This is a genomic window from Tsuneonella sp. HG249, assembly GCF_053819205.1.
Map to the genome: position 1 here is coordinate 24695 of NZ_JBSOQY010000004.1, position 18504 is coordinate 43198.

At 63.0% G+C, this 18504-nt stretch carries 19 protein-coding genes; 8 read left to right on the forward strand and 11 right to left on the reverse strand.

Annotation, left to right across the window (positions count from 1 at the left end):
- Positions 1–5: 5 nt before the first annotated feature.
- From ACWPM1_RS13750 to ACWPM1_RS13780, 7 genes are all read right to left on the reverse strand, one after another.
- Complete coding sequence (locus tag ACWPM1_RS13750; RefSeq protein ID WP_455695479.1) at positions 6–806, reverse strand: hypothetical protein; 801 nt, start codon at positions 804–806, stop codon at positions 6–8.
- The gene (locus ACWPM1_RS13755; RefSeq protein WP_455695480.1) at positions 806–1849 is read right to left on the reverse strand and encodes a glycosyltransferase; all 1044 of its coding nucleotides are present in this window, start codon (positions 1847–1849) and stop codon (positions 806–808) included. Before ACWPM1_RS13755 ends, ACWPM1_RS13750 begins: the two co-directional genes overlap by 1 nt.
- Positions 1846–3234, reverse strand: a complete 1389-nt coding sequence (locus tag ACWPM1_RS13760; protein WP_455695481.1) for an O-antigen ligase family protein — start codon at positions 3232–3234, stop codon at positions 1846–1848. The genes ACWPM1_RS13755 and ACWPM1_RS13760 overlap by 4 nt, the downstream gene beginning before the upstream one ends.
- A gap of 176 nt (positions 3235–3410) precedes the next feature.
- Entirely contained in the window at positions 3411–4232 is an 822-nt protein-coding gene (locus tag ACWPM1_RS13765; RefSeq protein ID WP_455695482.1) for a metallophosphoesterase family protein, read from the reverse strand.
- 118 nt (positions 4233–4350) lie between these two features.
- Entirely contained in the window at positions 4351–5022 is a 672-nt protein-coding gene (locus tag ACWPM1_RS13770; protein WP_455695483.1) for a hypothetical protein, read from the reverse strand.
- A 167-nt stretch (positions 5023–5189) separates the two neighbouring features.
- Positions 5190–6401 (reverse strand): hypothetical protein, encoded by a 1212-nt coding sequence (locus tag ACWPM1_RS13775; protein WP_455695484.1) that lies wholly within the window; start codon positions 6399–6401, stop codon positions 5190–5192.
- Between the two features lie 581 nt (positions 6402–6982).
- Entirely contained in the window at positions 6983–7309 is a 327-nt protein-coding gene (locus tag ACWPM1_RS13780; RefSeq protein ID WP_455695485.1) for a helix-turn-helix domain-containing protein, read from the reverse strand.
- A gap of 1193 nt (positions 7310–8502) precedes the next feature.
- Between ACWPM1_RS13780 and ACWPM1_RS13785 the strand changes: the two genes are divergently transcribed.
- From ACWPM1_RS13785 to ACWPM1_RS13795, 3 genes are all read left to right on the forward strand, one after another.
- Positions 8503–8709, forward strand: a complete 207-nt coding sequence (locus tag ACWPM1_RS13785) for a hypothetical protein (protein ID WP_455695486.1) — start codon at positions 8503–8505, stop codon at positions 8707–8709.
- 121 nt (positions 8710–8830) lie between these two features.
- Positions 8831–9538: a hypothetical protein gene (locus tag ACWPM1_RS13790; protein WP_455695487.1), complete on the forward strand. Its 708-nt coding sequence runs from the start codon at positions 8831–8833 to the stop codon at positions 9536–9538.
- 438 nt (positions 9539–9976) lie between these two features.
- Entirely contained in the window at positions 9977–10249 is a 273-nt protein-coding gene (locus ACWPM1_RS13795; protein WP_455695488.1) for a hypothetical protein, read from the forward strand.
- A 450-nt stretch (positions 10250–10699) separates the two neighbouring features.
- On the opposite strand, the gene ACWPM1_RS13800 is transcribed toward ACWPM1_RS13795, so the two are convergent.
- Positions 10700–11404 (reverse strand): FkbM family methyltransferase, encoded by a 705-nt coding sequence (locus ACWPM1_RS13800; RefSeq protein WP_455695489.1) that lies wholly within the window; start codon positions 11402–11404, stop codon positions 10700–10702.
- A 256-nt stretch (positions 11405–11660) separates the two neighbouring features.
- On the opposite strand from ACWPM1_RS13800, the gene ACWPM1_RS13805 reads away from it, so the two are divergent.
- From ACWPM1_RS13805 to ACWPM1_RS13820, 4 genes are all read left to right on the forward strand, one after another.
- Positions 11661–12245: a PEPxxWA-CTERM sorting domain-containing protein gene (locus tag ACWPM1_RS13805; protein WP_455695490.1), complete on the forward strand. Its 585-nt coding sequence runs from the start codon at positions 11661–11663 to the stop codon at positions 12243–12245.
- A 109-nt stretch (positions 12246–12354) separates the two neighbouring features.
- On the forward strand, positions 12355–12564 hold the full coding sequence (locus ACWPM1_RS13810; RefSeq protein ID WP_455695491.1) for a hypothetical protein: 210 nt from the start codon (positions 12355–12357) through the stop codon (positions 12562–12564).
- Between the two features lie 145 nt (positions 12565–12709).
- Entirely contained in the window at positions 12710–13192 is a 483-nt protein-coding gene (locus tag ACWPM1_RS13815) for a hypothetical protein (protein WP_455695492.1), read from the forward strand.
- 550 nt (positions 13193–13742) lie between these two features.
- On the forward strand, positions 13743–14993 hold the full coding sequence (locus ACWPM1_RS13820; RefSeq protein ID WP_455695493.1) for an acyltransferase family protein: 1251 nt from the start codon (positions 13743–13745) through the stop codon (positions 14991–14993).
- Between the two features lie 430 nt (positions 14994–15423).
- Here the strand turns inward: ACWPM1_RS13820 and ACWPM1_RS13825 are convergent, their stop codons facing one another.
- Genes ACWPM1_RS13825 through ACWPM1_RS13835 form a run of 3 tightly spaced genes read right to left on the reverse strand, consistent with a single transcriptional unit; the run spans position 15424 to position 17748 of the window.
- Positions 15424–15816, reverse strand: coding sequence for a DUF968 domain-containing protein (locus ACWPM1_RS13825; protein ID WP_455695494.1), 393 nt, complete (start codon positions 15814–15816; stop codon positions 15424–15426).
- Positions 15809–16669 (reverse strand): ERF family protein, encoded by an 861-nt coding sequence (locus ACWPM1_RS13830; protein WP_455695495.1) that lies wholly within the window; start codon positions 16667–16669, stop codon positions 15809–15811. Before ACWPM1_RS13830 ends, ACWPM1_RS13825 begins: the two co-directional genes overlap by 8 nt.
- Complete coding sequence (locus ACWPM1_RS13835; RefSeq protein ID WP_455695496.1) at positions 16666–17748, reverse strand: YqaJ viral recombinase family protein; 1083 nt, start codon at positions 17746–17748, stop codon at positions 16666–16668. The genes ACWPM1_RS13830 and ACWPM1_RS13835 overlap by 4 nt, the downstream gene beginning before the upstream one ends.
- Positions 17749–18030: 282 nt before the next feature.
- Here ACWPM1_RS13835 and ACWPM1_RS13840 point away from each other — a divergent pair, with 282 nt between their 5' ends.
- On the forward strand, positions 18031–18429 hold the full coding sequence (locus ACWPM1_RS13840) for a helix-turn-helix domain-containing protein (protein WP_455695497.1): 399 nt from the start codon (positions 18031–18033) through the stop codon (positions 18427–18429).
- The last annotated feature ends 75 nt before the right edge of the window (positions 18430–18504 follow it).

Here is an 18504-nt window from a genome sequence, read left to right on the forward strand (position 1 = left end):
GGACCTCAGCTGTGCATGCGCCGGATGGGGTCGATGCCGTAAGTCCGGCACACGCGGTCCATGTACGAACCAGGCGGGGGGGCGCGGTCGTGCCAGGCCGTCAGGCGCGAATGCCACATATGAACGGCGCGGGTGGCCGGCGTGAGCATGCCCTCGACGATCCGGGCCTCGGCGAACAGGTCTTCCGCGCGTCCGTACGGCACGGGATAGAAGACCTCCCGCGCCTGCGCCAGATGCTGTTTTCCATGTTTCCGCGCAAGGTACGTGATCAGCGCCGGTCCGGCGGCGCCCCATGGCAAATCCTCGAGCTTCACCTCGCCGCGCCTGAACCGCTGCCAGTAATAGAGCAGGGTCCGCCTGGGGCCGAAGAACGGCGGGAGCCAGTTCGTCTCGGGGACATTGCGCAGCTCGTGCAGCATGGGCGAGTCGGCGGGGAGCTTGAGGATCGCCCCGTTGATCGACGTGTCGTGCTCCCACCCGAAGACATGGTCGAGTTCATAGTCGAGCGGTCGCAGCAGGATGACGTCCAGATCCATCCAGTATCCCAGGCCTTTGGCGAAAAGCTCGTAGCGGAAGAAGTCGGAGCCCAGCGCCTTGTATTTCCCTTCGAACAGCCGCACGCGTCGCTCGTCGTCCATCACTTCGCGGGCGTCGCGCATCTCGACCGCATCAGGGACGCCGGCGAGAGTTCCAGGATTGTAGGAGAAGATCCTGACCTGGTGCCCTTGCGCCAGGGCGCTGGCGATACTGAGCTGCTCCATGTAGCCCAGACGCCCCTCGAACCACAGGGTATTGAGCCGGTCCATCAGGTCGGTTCGCGGGCGTTGGCCCGGCCGAGAACGACGCCGCTGATGAAGTCGCGGACGATCGATCGAGCGTCGAAGCCCCATGGCCAGTTGCGGTAATCGCCGCGCGCGACCGAGACCACGAGGCCGCGGAGCCGACCGGTGAGCGCGGACCCGCAGTAGGTGGTGCACCGCCGCCTGTGCCGGCCCTCGAGGGAGACATAGCCGATTGCCAGCGCGAGGGCGCGGTCCCGCAGCGCCGGCTCCGCCGCCGCGATGGCCCGCAAGACCTCGGCCCGCGCCCGGGCCGCCTCGGCGCAGCGCGCATCCTGGCGACCATAATGCTCGAGACGCGCCAGGATGCCCGAGCGCAGGAGCCGGCGCCCGGGGTTCGCTCCCACGGAGTTGGCCGCGTGCTGCCGGTAGTCGACCAGCGCCTCGTCGAGGAAGCGGACCTCGCCGCACGCCAACGCTAGGAAGAAATACCACTGGTCGTGCGACATGATGTCCACCGGGTCGGCCACGTCGTTGCGCGAGAGGTTCCACAGCCCGTCGAACCGCCGCAAATCCGCGCGGAACACCTGCGTCATGCCATACGAATGATGCCAGGGCGAGAACGGACGCACCGCGATCTTCGCTCTTTCGGCCGCGGCGTCGTAAAGGGTCGCTGCGCCCTGCCGCTGGACGTCGACCACCCGCGCATTGTGGTACACGAGCATAGCGCGCGGATCATGGAAAAGCGCAGCGGTCCGCTCGAGCTTGCTCGGGTGCCACCAGTCGTCCTGGTCGCAGAACGCGATCAGCTCGCCCGTGCACATCGCGGCGGCCTGACGGAAGTTGCGGGCATAACCGAGGCGCTCGCGATTGACCGCGATGCGCACGGGAAAGGGGGCGTGCCGGGCGAACTCGCGCAGGATGGCGACCGTCGCGTCGGACGAGCGGTCGTCGCATACCACCAGCTCGGAGGGCGGGCGGGTCTGGCCGGCGAGGCCGGCGAGCTGGTCACGCAGGTAGCGCTCTCCGTTGCACGTCGCGAGCGCAACCGACAGGTCGGGTTCGCTCATGTCCGGCCCCTCGCGGGCGGTCGGTCAGCGGCCCTCGCGGCGCCGCGATCCGGTCCGTGCGCTGCCGTCGCGATGACCGGGCCGGCGCGCCTCTCCACCGCCGCCTGCCGTTCCCGAATGGCCAGCACCCGCAAGCCGGAAACGAGCGCACCGATCACCAGCAGCAAGGAGAACAGGTTCGGGGTCAGCAGGGCGTATTCGAAATTGCTGTGCAGGCTCACCGCGAGAATCGATCCAGCGGCCCCGAAGGAAATCCCGGCGAAGGCCGATCGCCGGTATTTGAATGCCGTCAGGACCGCCGCCGTGGCCAGCCCGCCAAGCAGGAGGATGAGCGATGCTTCACCAGGAAAGCCCCTCTCGGCCCGCGCCACCAGGTAGGCGTTGTGCGCCGGCTGCGAACGGGTGGCCGGAGTCAACGGGGTGCGCGTCCGCTCGACGTAGCCGCCGACGTTGTTGGCAATGACGAAATTGTTCGCGCCGACCCCTGTGAACGGGTGATCCGCCGCCATGCTCCGGGCGGCCTCCGCGAGAGCGGTCCGAGCCGTCTCCTCAGTCTCGAACGGACCGCTGCCGAAGCGCTCCGACAGCGTCGCTACCGCGAGCGTCGCCACTGCCGCAGCGGCCACCGCCCCCAGCCCGACCACCTGCCATTTGCGCCTTGTTCCGCGTCGGATCACGCTGCCGGCGACGACCACTACCGCGCCGATGGCCAGAAAGCCCATCGTCCCGCGCGAGCCGCCCCCCACCACGCAGATCGCCCCGGCGAGGATGCCGGCATAGACGAGCTTGCTGCGCTCTCCTTCCATGACGGCGGCGATCAGCGGAAGAATGCTGAGCTCGACCGCCAGTCCGAGAACGTTCTGATGCTCGAATGTGCCCGGAGCCTGGATCATTCCCCCGACCTTCTGACGGGCGACGTAGGAGGCCTGGATGAGAAGGCCGATCGACAGGCCCTTGAGCAGGGCGCGCACGGCGCTCGGCCGCTGCAACTCGCCGGCAAGCGCGAAGAACAGCAGGCCGGTCTGCAGCACCTGGAAGACGATGAACGCGCCGGCGACCCGGTTGCCGGCGAGTACCAGCGAGGCGATGACGGTGAGGAGATAGAGGGCGATGAGCGGCAGGAACGAAGCCCGGTAGCGGCCCGGCGGCCGCGTGACCAGCAGGGCGAGCGCGGCCGTATCGACGAGCGAAATGAACACGCCTTTCGAAAGCCCGAGCCAGCCTGGCCAGACGTAAAGCGCCGCCGAAGGCGACAGCGTGCCCGCGAAGAACAGCAGAGCGCCGATAGCGATCACGGCCATGTCCCGGCGCGCGACGACCCGTCCGAGAAGGGCCGCGAACAGCGGAAAGCTCAATAAGATGACGGCGAGGCCGGCCCAGCGCATTTCCGCCCTTTCCAGAAAATCGCCTTACCGGAGGTAGAACCTGCATCCGACGTTCTTCGCGCAAACTCAAGATCATTTGGCGGCCCGCGGGCCACTCGAATCGTCGATGTCTCATAGTAGGGCAAGTCGCCGCCCCGATGGCGCCATAAGCAGCGACGTGGTTCCTTCGGGCTATGCTACCCGGGGGCGGTCTGCCGACCTTCTTGCCGTCGCACCGGCGGGATTTCTACCTGAAGCGCCCACCGCGCGGTGCCCTCAAGCCCGATCGCACTCAGTCTCCCGGTCCGGTATGCACCCGTATCGACGTTGATCCGGTTGGGATGAAACTCAGGTTCGCGCGCCTCGGTGTGGCCATGCACGATTACCGCGCCGTGGTCGGCCGTGTTGCGGACGAATTCTTCGCCGATCCACAGCAGGTCGCGCTCCTTCTGCTGGTCCAGCGCGACACCGGGGCGGATCCCGGCATGACAGAAGAAGTAGTCTCCCGAGACGAACCGGGTGGGAAGCGCGCGCATCCAGTCGATAACCGCGCCGCCGATGGCGTCGACAATGGCGCGGCCGCGATCCGACGGGCCGAGACCGAGCAGATGCTCCGGCGCCAACCCGAAGCTCGTGAGGGTCTGCGCGCCGCCGTTTCGCAGCCAGACGCGCTGCGCCAGCGCGCTGCCCCGCGCGGCGCGCAGCAACATGTCCTCGTGATTGCCGCGAAGCGCGATCATTCCCGAGTTCGCTTCGACAAAGCGCTGCACGAGCGCCAGCACGACGCTCGACCCGGAACCCCGGTCAATCAGGTCTCCCAGGAGGACGATCCGTGTGGCGCTCCTGGTCTGGCGCCACCGGGAGTCCTCCTGAATGCGTCGCAACATCAGGGTGAGAAGGTCGGCGCGGCCGTGCACGTCGCCGATCGCGTAGATGCGGTCGTGGCCGCCGGGCGCGGCGGTCGCCCGGGCAACGAGCGGCACCGAGCGGGCGGTGCAGGCAGGTGCAGTTCGAGGCACGGTTGACTGATCGCTCGCGATGTCGGTTCCCGCAAGCCCTATGGGGCACCGACCGCAGGCCGGCGCCCGCTGCGCCGGAAACTTCGCCGGAATGGCCGAAGCCGTTCGAGTGGTTGCCTTATAGGGCGGGGCGAAACGCGTGCCGCGGAAGCGGTTGCGGCTCTTCGGCGAACCGCCGTTTCCGACGGCGGCGCAGGACCGATGCAACGGCGGCGAACCCGACGATGAGGGTGAGCCAGGTGGCCGCATCCGGCACGGCAGAAACCGGCGCCTGTGTGAGGGGCGGTGTGGCCGTTCCCGGCGGTGCCCCCGCCGGCGGCGCCACAAGACTGACGCTGCCGAACCGCGGCGGACCACCGGCTCCTTGGAAGGCACCCACTGGCGCTGGCGTTGCCGCGTCGAACAGCGCGCCTTCGGTTGCGGGCGCGAACGGCATCTCGCCGTAGCTCAGTGGAGTCTCCCCGGACCCCCCGGGTACGGATGGACGTGACGTCTGGACGGGAGCCACGAACGATGTCGGGGACGGGGGCCGCGGATTACTGGCCGCGGCGGCGGTGGTCGCGGCCGCCTTCTTGACCAGCAGCTGACCGGCGAGCTGGGCCTCGGCGATGTGCGCAGCGCCGCCCGCCAGAATGCTGCCCGCAGCACGGCCCACGGCGACAAGCCCAGAGTCCACCACTCCGGAAGACGTCAGCGGGCCGAGGGCGACGATCGCAACGCCGGTCGAGAACGGCAGCACCGCAAGAGCGGCCCACCGTTTCCATGGCGCGTTGCGCGTCGGGGTTTCCATGATTGGCATTCAGACTCAGTCAGTTGGGGCTTCACTGCCGAGATTTCCAGAGCACGCACGCGCTGGATATGCAAGCCATCGAGTGCGGACCAGTTACGATGTGCCATTCTGGGTCAATCGGGAGAACGCGGTACCCGGTCTCGGGCCCTGTGCCGTCCCTGGGACTCTCACTCGGTCAACGAGAGCACTGCCTTTCCGGTCGCATCGTCGTACGCGATGCGGATACCCGCGCGCGCCAGTGTCTGGGGCGTGACGAACTTGTCGGCGTTGGACGATGTCTTGAGCCAGACGAAGAGCGGGCGGTCGAGCCGGTCCTCGAACAGCGAGATGAGCTCGCTCAGCTGCACCGCCACCAGTTCGCCGTCCCGGATCTGCAGCGAAATGTCACCTCCGAGGCGCTCTCCCGTGGTGCCCGCGATCGGCGTGAGCCCGGCGCCGTCGGCGGTCAGACGGGCCGATTTCAGGCGCCTGCCCTCGGTCGGCACCGCGGCCGCTTTCTGCCGGGCGATCCGGCTGTCGAGCCGTCGCACCCGCTCTGTGAGCTGGCGATTGCCTGCCGATGGAGCGGCCGGTACGGCGGCGAGCGGTGAGGCCGCCCCCGCCGGCTGCACTGGCTCGCTGGCTGAAGCGGTCTCGGCGGGAGCGGGTGCCGCAGCTGTCCGCTCCGGGGCAGGTTGTCGGACGGCCGAGCCCGACGCATCGACGGGCGCCGCGGTCCCCGTTTCAGACGGTGAAACCTCGTCCGGGACCGTACCCGAGGTCGCGCTCACCTGTATTACCGGCCACGCCGGCGCGCCGAGATCGGCAATCAGGGCGGGTCTGCCATCCGTTTCATCTGCGAGCTGGCTGAAGTCGGGGGCAAGGCGGGGCGCGTCATCCGCCATCAGCCGTGCGTTGCCGGGTGTGCTGAAAGGCGCATTATCGAGCCTTGCCAGCAGGGTGCGCTCCGGGATCCCGTCCGCTTCCCGGGGTGTCTCCGGTGACGACAGTGCATTCGCTCCTCCGACGGTGGCGGGCAGCGCTTCCACGCCTCCTGCGGTGGCGCTAACGATCGGCTGCGTGTGGGCTACCGGCGCGATCGTGGCATGGTGCACCCGTGCGAGGACTGCGCCGGGAGCCGTGCCCGCCGCGCGAGCGCTGGACTGTGAAGCGTCTTCCCGTTTCAGCGAGGCGCGAAACACGGGCTCCGGAGCCCTTGCCGTATCCTCGCTGCCCCGGCCCTCCCGATAGACGGGTGCAGGTTGCTCCGAGAGCGACTGCTGGTACAATACGAGGTACGCGGCGAACGCAAGCGATGTCGCGCCCGCGGTGGTGGCCAGCCCTTTCGCGTTGTTCCGAAAGCTCCCTTTCGCCTGGCGAGGAGCGAATCCGTACGTCACAATGGGCTGCCTGCGGGAGTGCATTCGTCACTCGGCAAATCGTTAGCTAGATGAACAGAACAAGGCTAATCGGCGCGAGCGGTCAAGCCGCGCAGCGAACTTTGCGGGGGAAACCGCCTCGCATCGGCGGTTCCGAGCGGGAAAGCCGGTTCGCTTAAAAGAAGGGCTCCGCGAACAGATTGAGGCCGGACACGACGGTCCAGTTCAGCCGAATGTGCTGTCGTTGCACCTGTGCTTTAACCGCACTTAGGTTCTTTTTCGTTCGAAGTTGTGTGAAACCTAACAGGGGTGTTCCCGCCTGTATCGGGAGGCTGGAACAAACCGATGGCGCGCCAATCGGCAGCCCTTTCCATCTACGCGGGGGGCAGTGTGCGTCTCCGGCGGTATTGGCGGTTCCAACCAGGTTTCTCCGCTCGAGCTCGAACTGCATAGATCGCGCCGGCGTCTGAGCCCGGTTCTCCGTCGGTCTTTATCAGTAAGCAGCATCTGCCGCACATGCCCAGCTGTGGCAATAAATGGGGGCCGGGAAGTCTTTTGCCGCCGCGCGCGACGGGCCGACGGCCAGGACGCGGCTGGCCTGATCAGTCCGCGGCAGCTGCAAGACGCACGCGGTCCGTCAAATCGACTTGGAGGTATGACCGATCAAATTCGGCAACGGCGACCAAGGCATCCCAGTCTTCGATCTGCACGTCGAAATTGCGAAAGACCGTTCCCACTTCTCGCAACGACTTGAGCGACCGACTGATATGGACCGAGGTCAATCCGGTCGCATCTGCCAGATGTTCCTGCGTCATGAGCAGTTCGTATTCGATCGGAGATTTTTTCATCACACTGAAGCGGACTGCCATCTCGCACAACAGGCGGGGATGCGACGTTTTGCACCCCGCCGGCCAAGGTTTAACAACCATTGTTCGAGAATTGCCGTGTCGGCCGCGTAATCCCTCCAGAAGGCCTCTGCGACGGGCGGGTTGAGTCGCCGCTACTTCCCGCAAGGCGGTATGCGGGATTTGAAGGATCGTAGATGTCGAGAGCGCTTGAAGCCCGGAGGTCGCAATTGGCTGCACAAGCGATCACAAGTTGGGTATATCGCCTGGTATATGCAGGGCGGTGATTATCCGTTCTTCGTTCGAGACTTGAACCGATCGGGCTACGAGCCCGTCAACCACGAAGCACGCGTGATCGACGCGCTGGCCCGGCCTCACAATGTACTGATTGCGCCTGGCCTGAAAAGCCTGTGTGGGCAATCGTAGGATCGCGTCCTGTTCGGCTTCTTTGAGGTCGGACCGCTGCAACAATCGTCTCAGGAACGGTCGGAGATCGGCGGACGGTTGTTGAAGCATATCAGGCGTTCCGACTTCGCATGCGGCAGCAAACGCAACTATGAGCCGCCGAAGCATACGAGGCTGGTCATCGGCGATAACCAAAAACGAGCACAGATCAAGGACGGCACCTAATCACGAATGGGGAGACGTCTTGCAACGCTTTATCGCATCCCCGCTAACCGATTTGTGCTGCTTCGAGAAATCAGTGTGCAAATAGAGACTCGGCTGGACAAGTTTCGACGCGAAATTACTGTGCCAGTCGGCACGCTAGGTCCAAGCGACCCGGGCCTAGCGTGCTACCCGCAAACGCGGATTGGACTGCCGGATGGCACCAAGAAGCCTCTGCTATCGGCGCCGAGTTAGCTTCCATCCCGCCGAGGAACTCAGCGCACCGACCCGGAGAGCCAAGACGAAAAAACTCCCGCCGAGGCGGGAGCAAAAGGCTGGCTGCATCATGCAGCGCCAGGTTAGCGGTGTGATCGCGATACGGTCAGACTGGAAAATCGGTTCCCCGCGCGTACCAGGAGCATTGCCTGACCCGAATTGAGGAAAATGCAGGATTGCTTGCGAACGGGCCATCGCGGTCAAACAAAAAACTCCCGCCGGAACAGGAGGATGAGGTTTGCTTTCGAACGGGTCGGGGCGCCGACGGCAGGGGGAGTCGACGGCGCCCGGCCTCTCAACGGCGCGTGGGTGCGGCAGTTCCGATTATCGTTCCAGAATCTTACATCTTGGCAAATGACATTGCGGCGATCGCTGTCGTCTGTTGGATTGGCGCAATGCACATGATGACGTCCGAAAGGCAGAGGATCATCTCCTACATCCGCCGCCAGGCTGATCACTGCCATGAAGTCTCGAACTCGTTGCCCGATGACTACCTGATCGACGCCGGACCCAGGTCAGTCTGGCTCGCGATCGCCGGAGCTTTGTCGAGTGTCGCGGATGACATCAATCGAGGCCAGCACCTGATGAGCAATGAGTGGTAGCGAAGAACGGACCGCCCTTGGTTCGATCCCAATTCGAGGGGTCCGGACATGGCCGTGCGCCATCGCGCAGGGCCCGGAATTGCTAGGTGACTCACTCAGGCGGGCGTGGCAACCTTGACCGATGCTTTTCAATAACTTCGACCGTATTCGGATCATCAACCTGCCGCACCGGAAAGATCGACAAAGCGAGATGAATCGCCAGCTTGCCCGAGTGGGCTTGCTGGGCGATCCGCGGGTCGAATTCTTCCCGGCCTTTTCACCTTCCGCGCCAGGCCTTTTCACCAGCAACGGCGCGCACGGCTGCTTTGAGAGCCACAGGACCGCTATTGAGCAGGCCGCCGACGACGGGCAATCGGTCCTCGTGTTCGAGGACGACTGCAACTTTCGCGTGCCCGAGCTACTCGCCTACGAGATGCCGGAGTGCGAGATATTCTATGGCGGCTATATCGCCTCCGATCCGGACGATCTTGTCGGTAGCGACATCATCGGTTCGCACTTCATGGGCTTCTCGGCCCGTGCGGCGAAGATGTCAGCCGAGTACCTGCGCTCCTATCTTTCGCCCGACTTCAGGCCTGTGCTGGCGACCCGTGCCCCCGAAAACCTTGTCCCGCGCCCCGGCATCGACGGCGCTCATGTGTGGTTCCGGCGAACCTATCCCGATCTGGCGACCGTCTTTGCCGACCTGAGCTATCAGCGTCCTTCGCGAACAGACATCGGCGATCAACGCTGGTTTGATCGGGTTCCCGTGATTCGGGATGCCGCAGCTTTCGCTCGGCGGTTCAAGCGTCCCGATTCGAAGGGATATGTGTTCGGCCCGCTGGAACGGTAGGTTTGGTTAGGATCACAGGGGCATTGTGCACCGGAGTGAGTGAAATCCGCCTGATTCGATGCCTTGGATCGCTTAGCGCGGCCCCTTCGGTTAGCCGCTTTTTGACTTGGCGTTATGCATGCGGACAGCGCCGCATTGCTGCGGTGTGTGCATTCATAGTTGCCCGGTCCGAGCCCGGCTTCAATTCCAGGAACCCGACACGATCTTTCGGCTGCATGGCGCCCATGACGAAGCTGCGGATCCGACCGGCTGGACAACTAGGTTTGCTAGCCTACGGTTTCGGCGCGGCGTGTAGCGTTCCGGTTCACGGCGCGTCGTAGCTGGGGGGATATTGACGTAGGTTACCAGGAACTCATCGTCCCGCACTCCACAAATCCTTAGCGGGCCGCTCGACCGACTCGACCGCTTGAATCATTCGGCGAGTGAACTCGGCCGTGGATGAGCGCCCCCCTGAAGAACTGCCCCGTCCCCACTACCGGCGGGGTTCGTCTATATACCAAGTCTCAATTCTGCATCGAAGGCAGGTCGGCTGATTCCAACTGGGATAGCCTCGCGTACGCTAAACCGCTTTCCTACAGCCATCTCGCCAGGTTACCCGACAGGATGCGCCGCCCCGACCGTACCGAGCTTGAATTCACGATGCTGCTGTTCGGAGCGCTGGCCCCATTAGGATATCTGACGATGCGATTCTTCTTCGAACTGGTCGGATAACAGTATGGCAAGGCAAAGACCTCGAGAGAAGGTCAGCTTCCGAAACGAGCTGGTGAGCCTGGCGATCGGCGTAGTCGGGATGAGTTTCCTGTGGCTCGCGTTTCAAATGGGTTGGCTGGCGTCGCTTGCCGAGTGGATCGTGGGCCTACTAAAACCCAAGTAACGCGTTCCAGCGACTAGGTTCGTATAGTACATGATCGCCTTTAATAGGGCCTGCGAGACGGCGCTGGTTGCTTAAGCCCAATGTCTCACTGGTTGAACTGGCTGTATTTGTGACTGCCTCACCGACGCCGCACCGAGGTCCGTTCGTCTCGCGATCGCTGGAACGCTGTCGAGTGCCGCGGATGACATCAATCTCGGCCAGCACCCGCTCCGCCAGGGAGCTTAAACGCCGCGCGAAAGATGTAATTGGTTCGGCTGCTTCCGCGTGTCGCTTGCGAACTTTCCCGATCAGAATTGGAAAAAATTGGGCCTCCAAGAGGAGGCGCGCTTGGTGAAAAGGATGTCCACCTGAACCAGATCGCGGCCATTGGGGCGGGTGAACCCCGAAAAATCGAGCGGCACAAAGCCTCGATCATCCATGTAAGCGATTGTCTTCAGAAAGCTTGGCGCGCCTTTGTTATAAGGCAGCATCGCCACTTCGAGCTGCACTATCTCGCAGCGATCGAGGGTCTCGGCCGCGCCCTCCAAAACCCTCAGTTCCGCACCCTGCACGTCGATCTTCAGAAATAGCGGCCCCGGAACGTCATCCGCAATTTCATCCAGAGTAGAGGTTATGAGGCTGCGCTCGATGCGCGGCACATTGCTATTCTCCGGCATCATCGAGGAGCCGGTCTCCATCTCGTAGAACTTCACGCTTTCCCCGGCTCGTTCGCCGAGCACCGCATTCACGTAGCTCACCTCGTTCAACGCCGCGCAGGTTGCCTCCAGGACGGCCCGCTTGCTTTCTTGAGGTTCAACCATCCTTATCGGGGCGTGCGGAAAGACCCGACGTGCCAGGCGTGTCCAGTTGCCCTCGTAGGCCCCCACGTCGACGATGCCTGAGGGCCTGAAGCCCATTGCTGAAAGGCGCCTGTAAGCGCGCTCTTCTTCGCCTACAAACGATGACTTGCCCAGGGCTGTTCTAGCTACTTTCGCGATTGATTGAATGATCATAGTCCACGGCTAACATACCGGAGCGGCGCCAGCTATTCCGGAATAGAGATGGGGAGCCTGGTGTTTGTCCGTGGCGATACCGTCGCCTAGCTGCTAAATCCCAATTCGGGACGAGCATTCAGAAAGGGTTAGTCGGAGTTGTGTTGATTGGCTAACTGTATCGGGACGTGCGAATTGACTGAAAGGCTGATTCGCGCTGCAGAACGCAATCGCGGTCAGTGAATGGTCACGGACCTGCCCACGAGGAATATATGTCGTGAAACAGGCCTTAGCGATCAGCGCCGCGGTTCTCGCCAGTCTCACTGCTCCTTCCACTGCGCAGGCCGCTACTGTGGTTGGGCCGCCCCCCAGCGCAAGTTCCTGCAATAACTTCTCGTTCAACGTGTCTATCATCTCCTGCGCGGGGGGGTACGACGGCAACTTGCTTCAGGATACGTTGACCGATCCTATCGGGATAGCTGCAGTCCAAGCGCTCGGCGGCCCCAATACCGGCATCTTCGTCGAGCCGAAGCTAGATGGCCTTAACGCAAACGGCACGATCAATTTCAACTCCTTTCTGAATGGTCTGACAGTGTTCGGTATACACACTGGCAAGGCCGGCGATCCTAATGGCAACGCGACGTATTTCTTTTCCTTCAACGCATCTAACACCGACGTTATCCAGATCACGGGGCGCGCAGGCGCGAACAACTCCGGCCTCTCCAACGCGGCGCTCCTCGCAACGACTAGCGCCGTTCCGGAGCCCGCTACTTGGGCTCTGATGCTATTGGGCTTCGGTTTGATCGGCGGCGCAATGCGCTCCGCCCGCCAGAGGCAAAAGCTGACTGTTTCCTACGGCTGATCTCCACCTGAGCTTATGACCACTGCTGGGGCAAGATCACCTAGTCCCAAAAGCTGACAGATTAGCCAGCGGCTTTGCACCTGTTTGAGGGGTGTGCTCCGGTTGGGCGATGCGCATGGCGACTTCAGAGAAACAGCGGATTGTCTCCTTCATCCGCCAGCAGGCCGACCACTGCGTCGAAGTCCTGCACAGGTTGCCGGACCGCTATCTGATCGACAGCGAGGCGAAGGCAACTTGGATGGGTATCGCGAGCGCATTGAATTGCGTGGCCGATGACATTGAGCGGGGGGCTACATGTGAAGGATCCCGCTGGAGTTAGGCGACTACATCCAGGTAGTTTGCTGCCGGTCCGCTCGCTGGCTCGGGCGTCCTTTCCCGAAAATCCGGTGGATAGGTCGCGGGCGTTGCGCTCTGCGCCGGGTGGGCTAGGCTGGCGCGGGCCGCTTCCTTCGCTGGAGAGCGTGATGCGTCTCAATCCACTGTTGTTCCTGCCCCTGGTGCTACTGGCCGTGCCGGCCGTCGCACAGATGCAGCTGTCGAGGGCGGACAGCGCGGCCGCATTCCGTGCCGCAGGCTTCAAGCTGTCAAAGGGAACGTGGCGAGCGTGCGACGCGCCGCCGGACAGCATCTACACGCCGGGCAGGATCGAACAGGTCCGCGACCTCGACGGCGATGGCCGGCCCGAAGCGATCATCACCGAGGGGAGCACCTTCTGCTACGGCGGCGATGAAGTCGGCTTCGCGATCGTCAGCAAGCAGTCCGATAAGAGCTGGAAGCTGATCACCTCGAGCGAAGGCATACCGACGGTGCTGAACTCAAAAGGCGTGAAGGGCTGGCCCGACATCGAGATCGGCGGCCAGGGCTTCTGCTTTCCGGTGCAGCGCTGGAACGGCAGCGAGTATGCCGTCGTACGGTTTCAGTACGAGGGGAAGGCCTGCAAGCCGTAGCGGCACCAGGAAGAGGCGGAATGACTGCACTCTGTCGAGTGCTGGTGCTCCTCTTAACGTCCGCATTTGGGTGGAAAGCGCCGTCAATGCTGTTCCCACATCGTCAGATTAGCTTCGTGGCAGCACCGGCGGCTGGCACGAGCTCCTCTGCCGCCCCCGCAAAGAATCGCAGCGGTAATCTACGCCGTAGACAGCTTCACAATTCGCGATCAGTTATATGGCGCCCTGGTCGAAACATTGCGTTGCGACCGCGTCCCGAAATTGGCGACGCACACCGTTTTATAGACCCGTTGAGCCGGACCGATTACTTCCCAAACCGTCACAGATGCCAACGATCGCAGGATATCCCGGGCGATGAAGAAGTCTTTGATATGAAATCTCCTGCGTCACGACGGCGTCAAAGGCGTAACAGTCAGCCCCGACCAGGCTCACACCGGTACACAGCGGGTCGCGTCCAGTGGCAACTGATGATGGTTTGCAATTTGTCAGGACTCGCCGAGCCCCTTCGCGCCGGCTTCTCCGGCGACTCCCCCAAGAAGGAAGGATCCGCATGCAGTTTTGCAAGCGCGATGTTGGGTCTATGGGAGTGAAACAATCCGCGGACTTAGTTGGCGATAAGCATCCCAGTCGCAACGTGGGGGTTTTCGTGCTGGATCCTGCCTCAGGACTTGAAGCATCAAAAGGTAGGCCACCGGTCCGAAAAATCGACGAACTCGAAAGCCTTCGCGGCATCGCCGCGCTGTTCGTCGTCCTGTTTCACCTTCCCCGATGGCAGCCGTGGCTCGACATCGGCCTTATCAACAACAGCTATCTCATGGTGGAATTGTTTTTCGTTCTGTCCGGCTTCGTGATTTTCAATGCGTATCATGACCGGATCGGCAGCGTTCGGGATCTGCTTCAGTTCCAATGGCTGCGCTTCGGACGGCTCTACCCCATCCACCTGCTGTTTCTGCTCGGATTTCTGGCTCTCGAAGTGGGCAAGGCTGTTATGGCGGGCAGCGTGACCGCGTCCGAACCTGCCTTCAGCGCCAACAGCCCCACAGCCGCTGTCCAGCAACTGTTTCTCGTTCAAGCGATCGGCCCGACAGGGAATGCCTACAGCTTCAACTCACCCGCCTGGTCGATCAGCACCGAGTTCTATACTTATCTTTTGTTTGCGATCGTGCTTCTGGGCGCTGCTCGCTGGCGGCATCTGGTTTTCGCAGCGCTGGCCGCTTCGGCCTTTTTAATGACTGTTTGGTTGGGACCGGGCGAGGCCGCGCTGCTCTTTCTCTGTCTTGTCGGCTTTTTCATAGGGTGCCTGCTCTGCGCGGCACTTCAACGGTATACGTTCGAGCTGCCAAGCTGGTCTTTCGCGCTGTGCGCGGCAGCTTTCGTAGCATACCTCTGTTTGAAGGCGCCGCAGGAATCCGATTGGGCGGTCTTCCCCTTTTCTGCCGCCCTGATAGCGGCCCTGCTCCGCTCGAAACCTTCGCCAACCACGGGCATCATGCGAGCTAAAGTACTCGTGTGGCTGGGCTCGATTTCGTATTCGGTATACATGAGCCACAGCCTGATCATCAGTGTGTTCCTGTTGATCATGAAGCGCGGTGTCGGCGTGTCTGGCATCGGGGAGAATTACGCACAGGGCGCAGCTTTGAACTCGGCGGAGGCGGTGGCGGCGACCGCGGCCTGTCTCTGTGCCGTGCTTTTCATAAGCCACCTGTGCTTCCGCTTGGTCGAGGTTCCGTTTCGCGACTGGTCGCGACGCGCTGCCGCGAACATGTCTTTGCAGCCATCGCGAGAGATCGGGGCTGGCTAAGTTTGAGTGTGTCTACCGGTCCGCAAGAGCTGACTGTTTATTAATGCTGGTGTAGCTGCAACTTGCGCAAGGCCTACGCCAGCAGCGGCGCCCGCCGCGCTGGCGTCAAACGATGGGGCGTCCTCCAACTTCAGCGAGGTTCCGAAAAAGGCGTCCAGACCTATTACCTATCCTGTCCGCTGCGCTTATGGTAACCGGTGCTGTTCGGCCGAAGGCGGGAATCCGCGCAGTCGCCGCTTCTGATCAGCGAGAAAAGTAGTACGTTGCACCGGGAGCACGCAACTCAAGCACCGTGTCGTTTGCGATAATCCCTAACAGTGGCCCGGCTCTTGCGGAATTTGTTAGAATGGGCTTCTCACCTCTCTCGGCTGATGACTGCGAAGAATTTGATAGCGCTGGGCTGACCTCTGAACCCGAGGGCGTCAATTGATCATAACCTGGGTGTCCGCAACGCTCTGAGGTTCGACCCGACTGTAGGCTTCTCACCATGCACGAGCGTCAACCAATGTGGCGACCGGCGGGCGAACGCCTCGGCGATCGCGTGCAGGTTGATGCCGTGACGCTGCTCGAACTCGGCTTCGCCGATGCGGTGCTGCTCGGCATGGTGGGTCCTGCACAAGCTGACAGTCCAGCGGTCGGACGGCTTGAGCGCTGTTCCGCCGTCGGTGCCGGTGCGAACGTGGGCGCACTCAATGGGGGTAAGGAGACACCCGGGCACACAGCAATGGTGGCGGCGCACCCAAGCCCGGTGGGAGGGACAGGAGCGGCTGTCCCCCTTGATCCGGGGCCGAGCGATGCGTCCTGGCAGATGAAGGCTAGCCATGCGTCCCGCTCCCGTTGGCGCGCGAGGGGTGGCAGCGTTTGGCAGCAGGGTTGGTGATCGGGCCATTCTTTCGCCGACCGGTGCGGGTCTTCCGCGGCTTCTCCGCCGTTGCTGGCTCATCGTTTGCCCCGCTCTGATTGCCTTCAGCGACCTCGGGCGGCGGTGTCTCTAGCTGCCTTGCAGCCGGCATCTCCTCGATGCTTGGCGCGCGGCCAACCACCGCCCTGGCCCTCACGATTGCCTCGCCGATCTGACGATAAAGCTCGGGCCGCTCGCGCGAGAGTGCGGCGAGGCTGGCGCGGTTGTCGTCCTGCAGCTGCCGCATGGCATCGAGCGATGCGCAAGCCTCCAGCTGGGCAGTGAGGTTATCGCACCATGGCTCCCATCCGCCTGCAGGCTCTGCGGGCAGGTTGGCCGGTACCAGCCGGTGTGAACGTGCATCGGCGTCCTCCTGCTGGATGGCTGGCACGCAGAACGCCTGCAGTACGGCGTACTTGTAGGCCGACTGCATTGCCTTGGGCGTCGCCCTGTCCCCGGCGTCGAGCGCTTCGCCATAGGCCTCGATCGTGTGGCACGAGCCGTCCTCCGCGCTCACGAGGTCGAACGCTACCCGTAAGGTCACCGAGACGAGCAGGCCACCAGCCTCGTCCTGTCGTTCGGTAGCCTCTCGTTCCAGGACCCGAGGGAGGATGCACAGCCGGTGGGTAGCCAGCTGCGGGGCCAATCGCGCCAGCACGTCGTCGATGCTGCGGTAGAGGTAGTTGTCGCGGGCGTTGAGCCTGGTCTTGGCGACCCCGTCCTCCGCCAGCGCGGCGCCCACGGCGTTGATCGCGTGATACACCCGCGCGATCATGCCCCGAGCTCCTTGATGGTAAGCGCGCCGGCCTTGCTGCGCCGCGCCTCGATCCCGTGGCCGAACGCGCGCGCGACATCTGGCTCGACGAGTTCCTTTAGACTGACGGTGGCCGCCTGATGCTTACGCGCGGCCTCGCGGTTGGCGAGCCAGTCGGCTGCCGCGGCCGCCCACTCATTGCTGCCTTCAAGGCACACCTCGCGCACCCCGATGGGCCTCGGGGCGGGCGGCGGCGGGAGAGCGGTGGGCGGCGTGCCCGAGTGCACGCACTCACGGAACCGCTCCTCGGCATCGAGCAGGTCTTGCTGGTAGAGCCAGTCGGCGGCGACCTCGAACACTTCCCACTTGGAGTTGCCAAAGATCACCGAGAGGACCGCGCGGTCGCACATCGCCACCGCCATGTTATGCTGGAGCTGGGGCATGTAGCGCGCGAGCACTTCGTCTGCCTTGGCGAATGCGTTGGTGTGCTTGGCCTCCCACACCGAACCTGTCTTCGCCACGTAGCCGTCGAGCGTCGCCGAACGCCATGCGTTATCAGGACAGAAGACCTGTTCACCCACGCGGCTGACACGCTCACCGAACGCGCGCTCGTACCACTGCCGGTTGAACGCCTCGCTCCAGCAGCCGAGCATGACCGCCAGGTTACCGGACAGGTCTTCGGGCGCCTCCTCTCCGCGCTTCTCGCGCCACAGCCGAAGCACGCGTTCGGGCGAGCCTGAGAGGATCGTATTTGCGTCGCTCCCACCGATTGATCTAATCCGTGCGTCCTTATCTTCGGGCGATAGACCAAGCGATGACAGCGGCGGCCAGGTGCAAAATGCCCCGTTCGCCCTGGGCCGCCGGCGCCCTTTCGATCCGGTGGGAGGTAGGGGCGGAGTGGCCGTATTGGCCGGAGTGGCCGGAGCGGTGGCAGCACTCAACCAGTCTGGCAGGCCGGAGCCAACCGCGATGGGTTTAGCAGTGGTCGTGGTCATAACCTTGTTTTCCCTTTGCTTTCTCCAGTCGAGCTGCTTCAGCTCGTGCAAAGAGGTGTGCTCGATCCACCGGGAAGTGGAACTGGAACTTGCGCGTTTGGCCATTTAGCGAGCATGTTGGTGCAAACTGTCTCTCGAGCGAGACACCAGCCAATGATGAACCCCAGCTCGAGTGGAGCCGTCCAAGCCCACCTTCAGGCTAAACTAATGGGCCGGCTGATTTGAGCGACGCCTGCTCTCTTGGGCGGCGGGCTGAGCAGCGATCCCGGAGCATCCCAGTGAAGCGCTGCTTTAGAACCTTGACAGCGCGCAGTCGTCCACGACTGGGACTGCTGCGAGACGATCTTTCCGTTGCGCGTGTTGTCCGCGGCGGGCTAACGATAACGAATGAATTCTCTCACTGATCCTATTGAAATCCAGACCTCGGAGGGTCCGGCGGACATTGCTGCACCAAAGAATCTAGGCAGTCGTATTCGGGAGGCTCGCCGCAGTCGCGACTGGACCTTAGACCATCTGGCTGAGCTGGTTGGCGTCTCCAAGACATCTGTGTGGAGCTGGGAACACGATCAATCGCATCCGAGACTGGAAACGCTAACCCGCCTATCTGAGGCTCTGGGCCTTTCAGTTGCTCATTTGATGAATGTGGAGCCCAGTTCGGCGGGCAATCTGGCTGAGCTTGTGAGCGACTGCCGACGCCGGATTGCTGCCGAGCTTGGTATCTCGGCCGACGCTATCGAAATCAAGATCAACCTCGCGGCAGTCAGCACCCTCAATCCAAAACTCTAAGCAGCGCGACTTCGACGACCTCGAGCGCAAGTTTAGGAAGGTAAGAGGTTCAGCAGCACTGTATGACACGGGTTG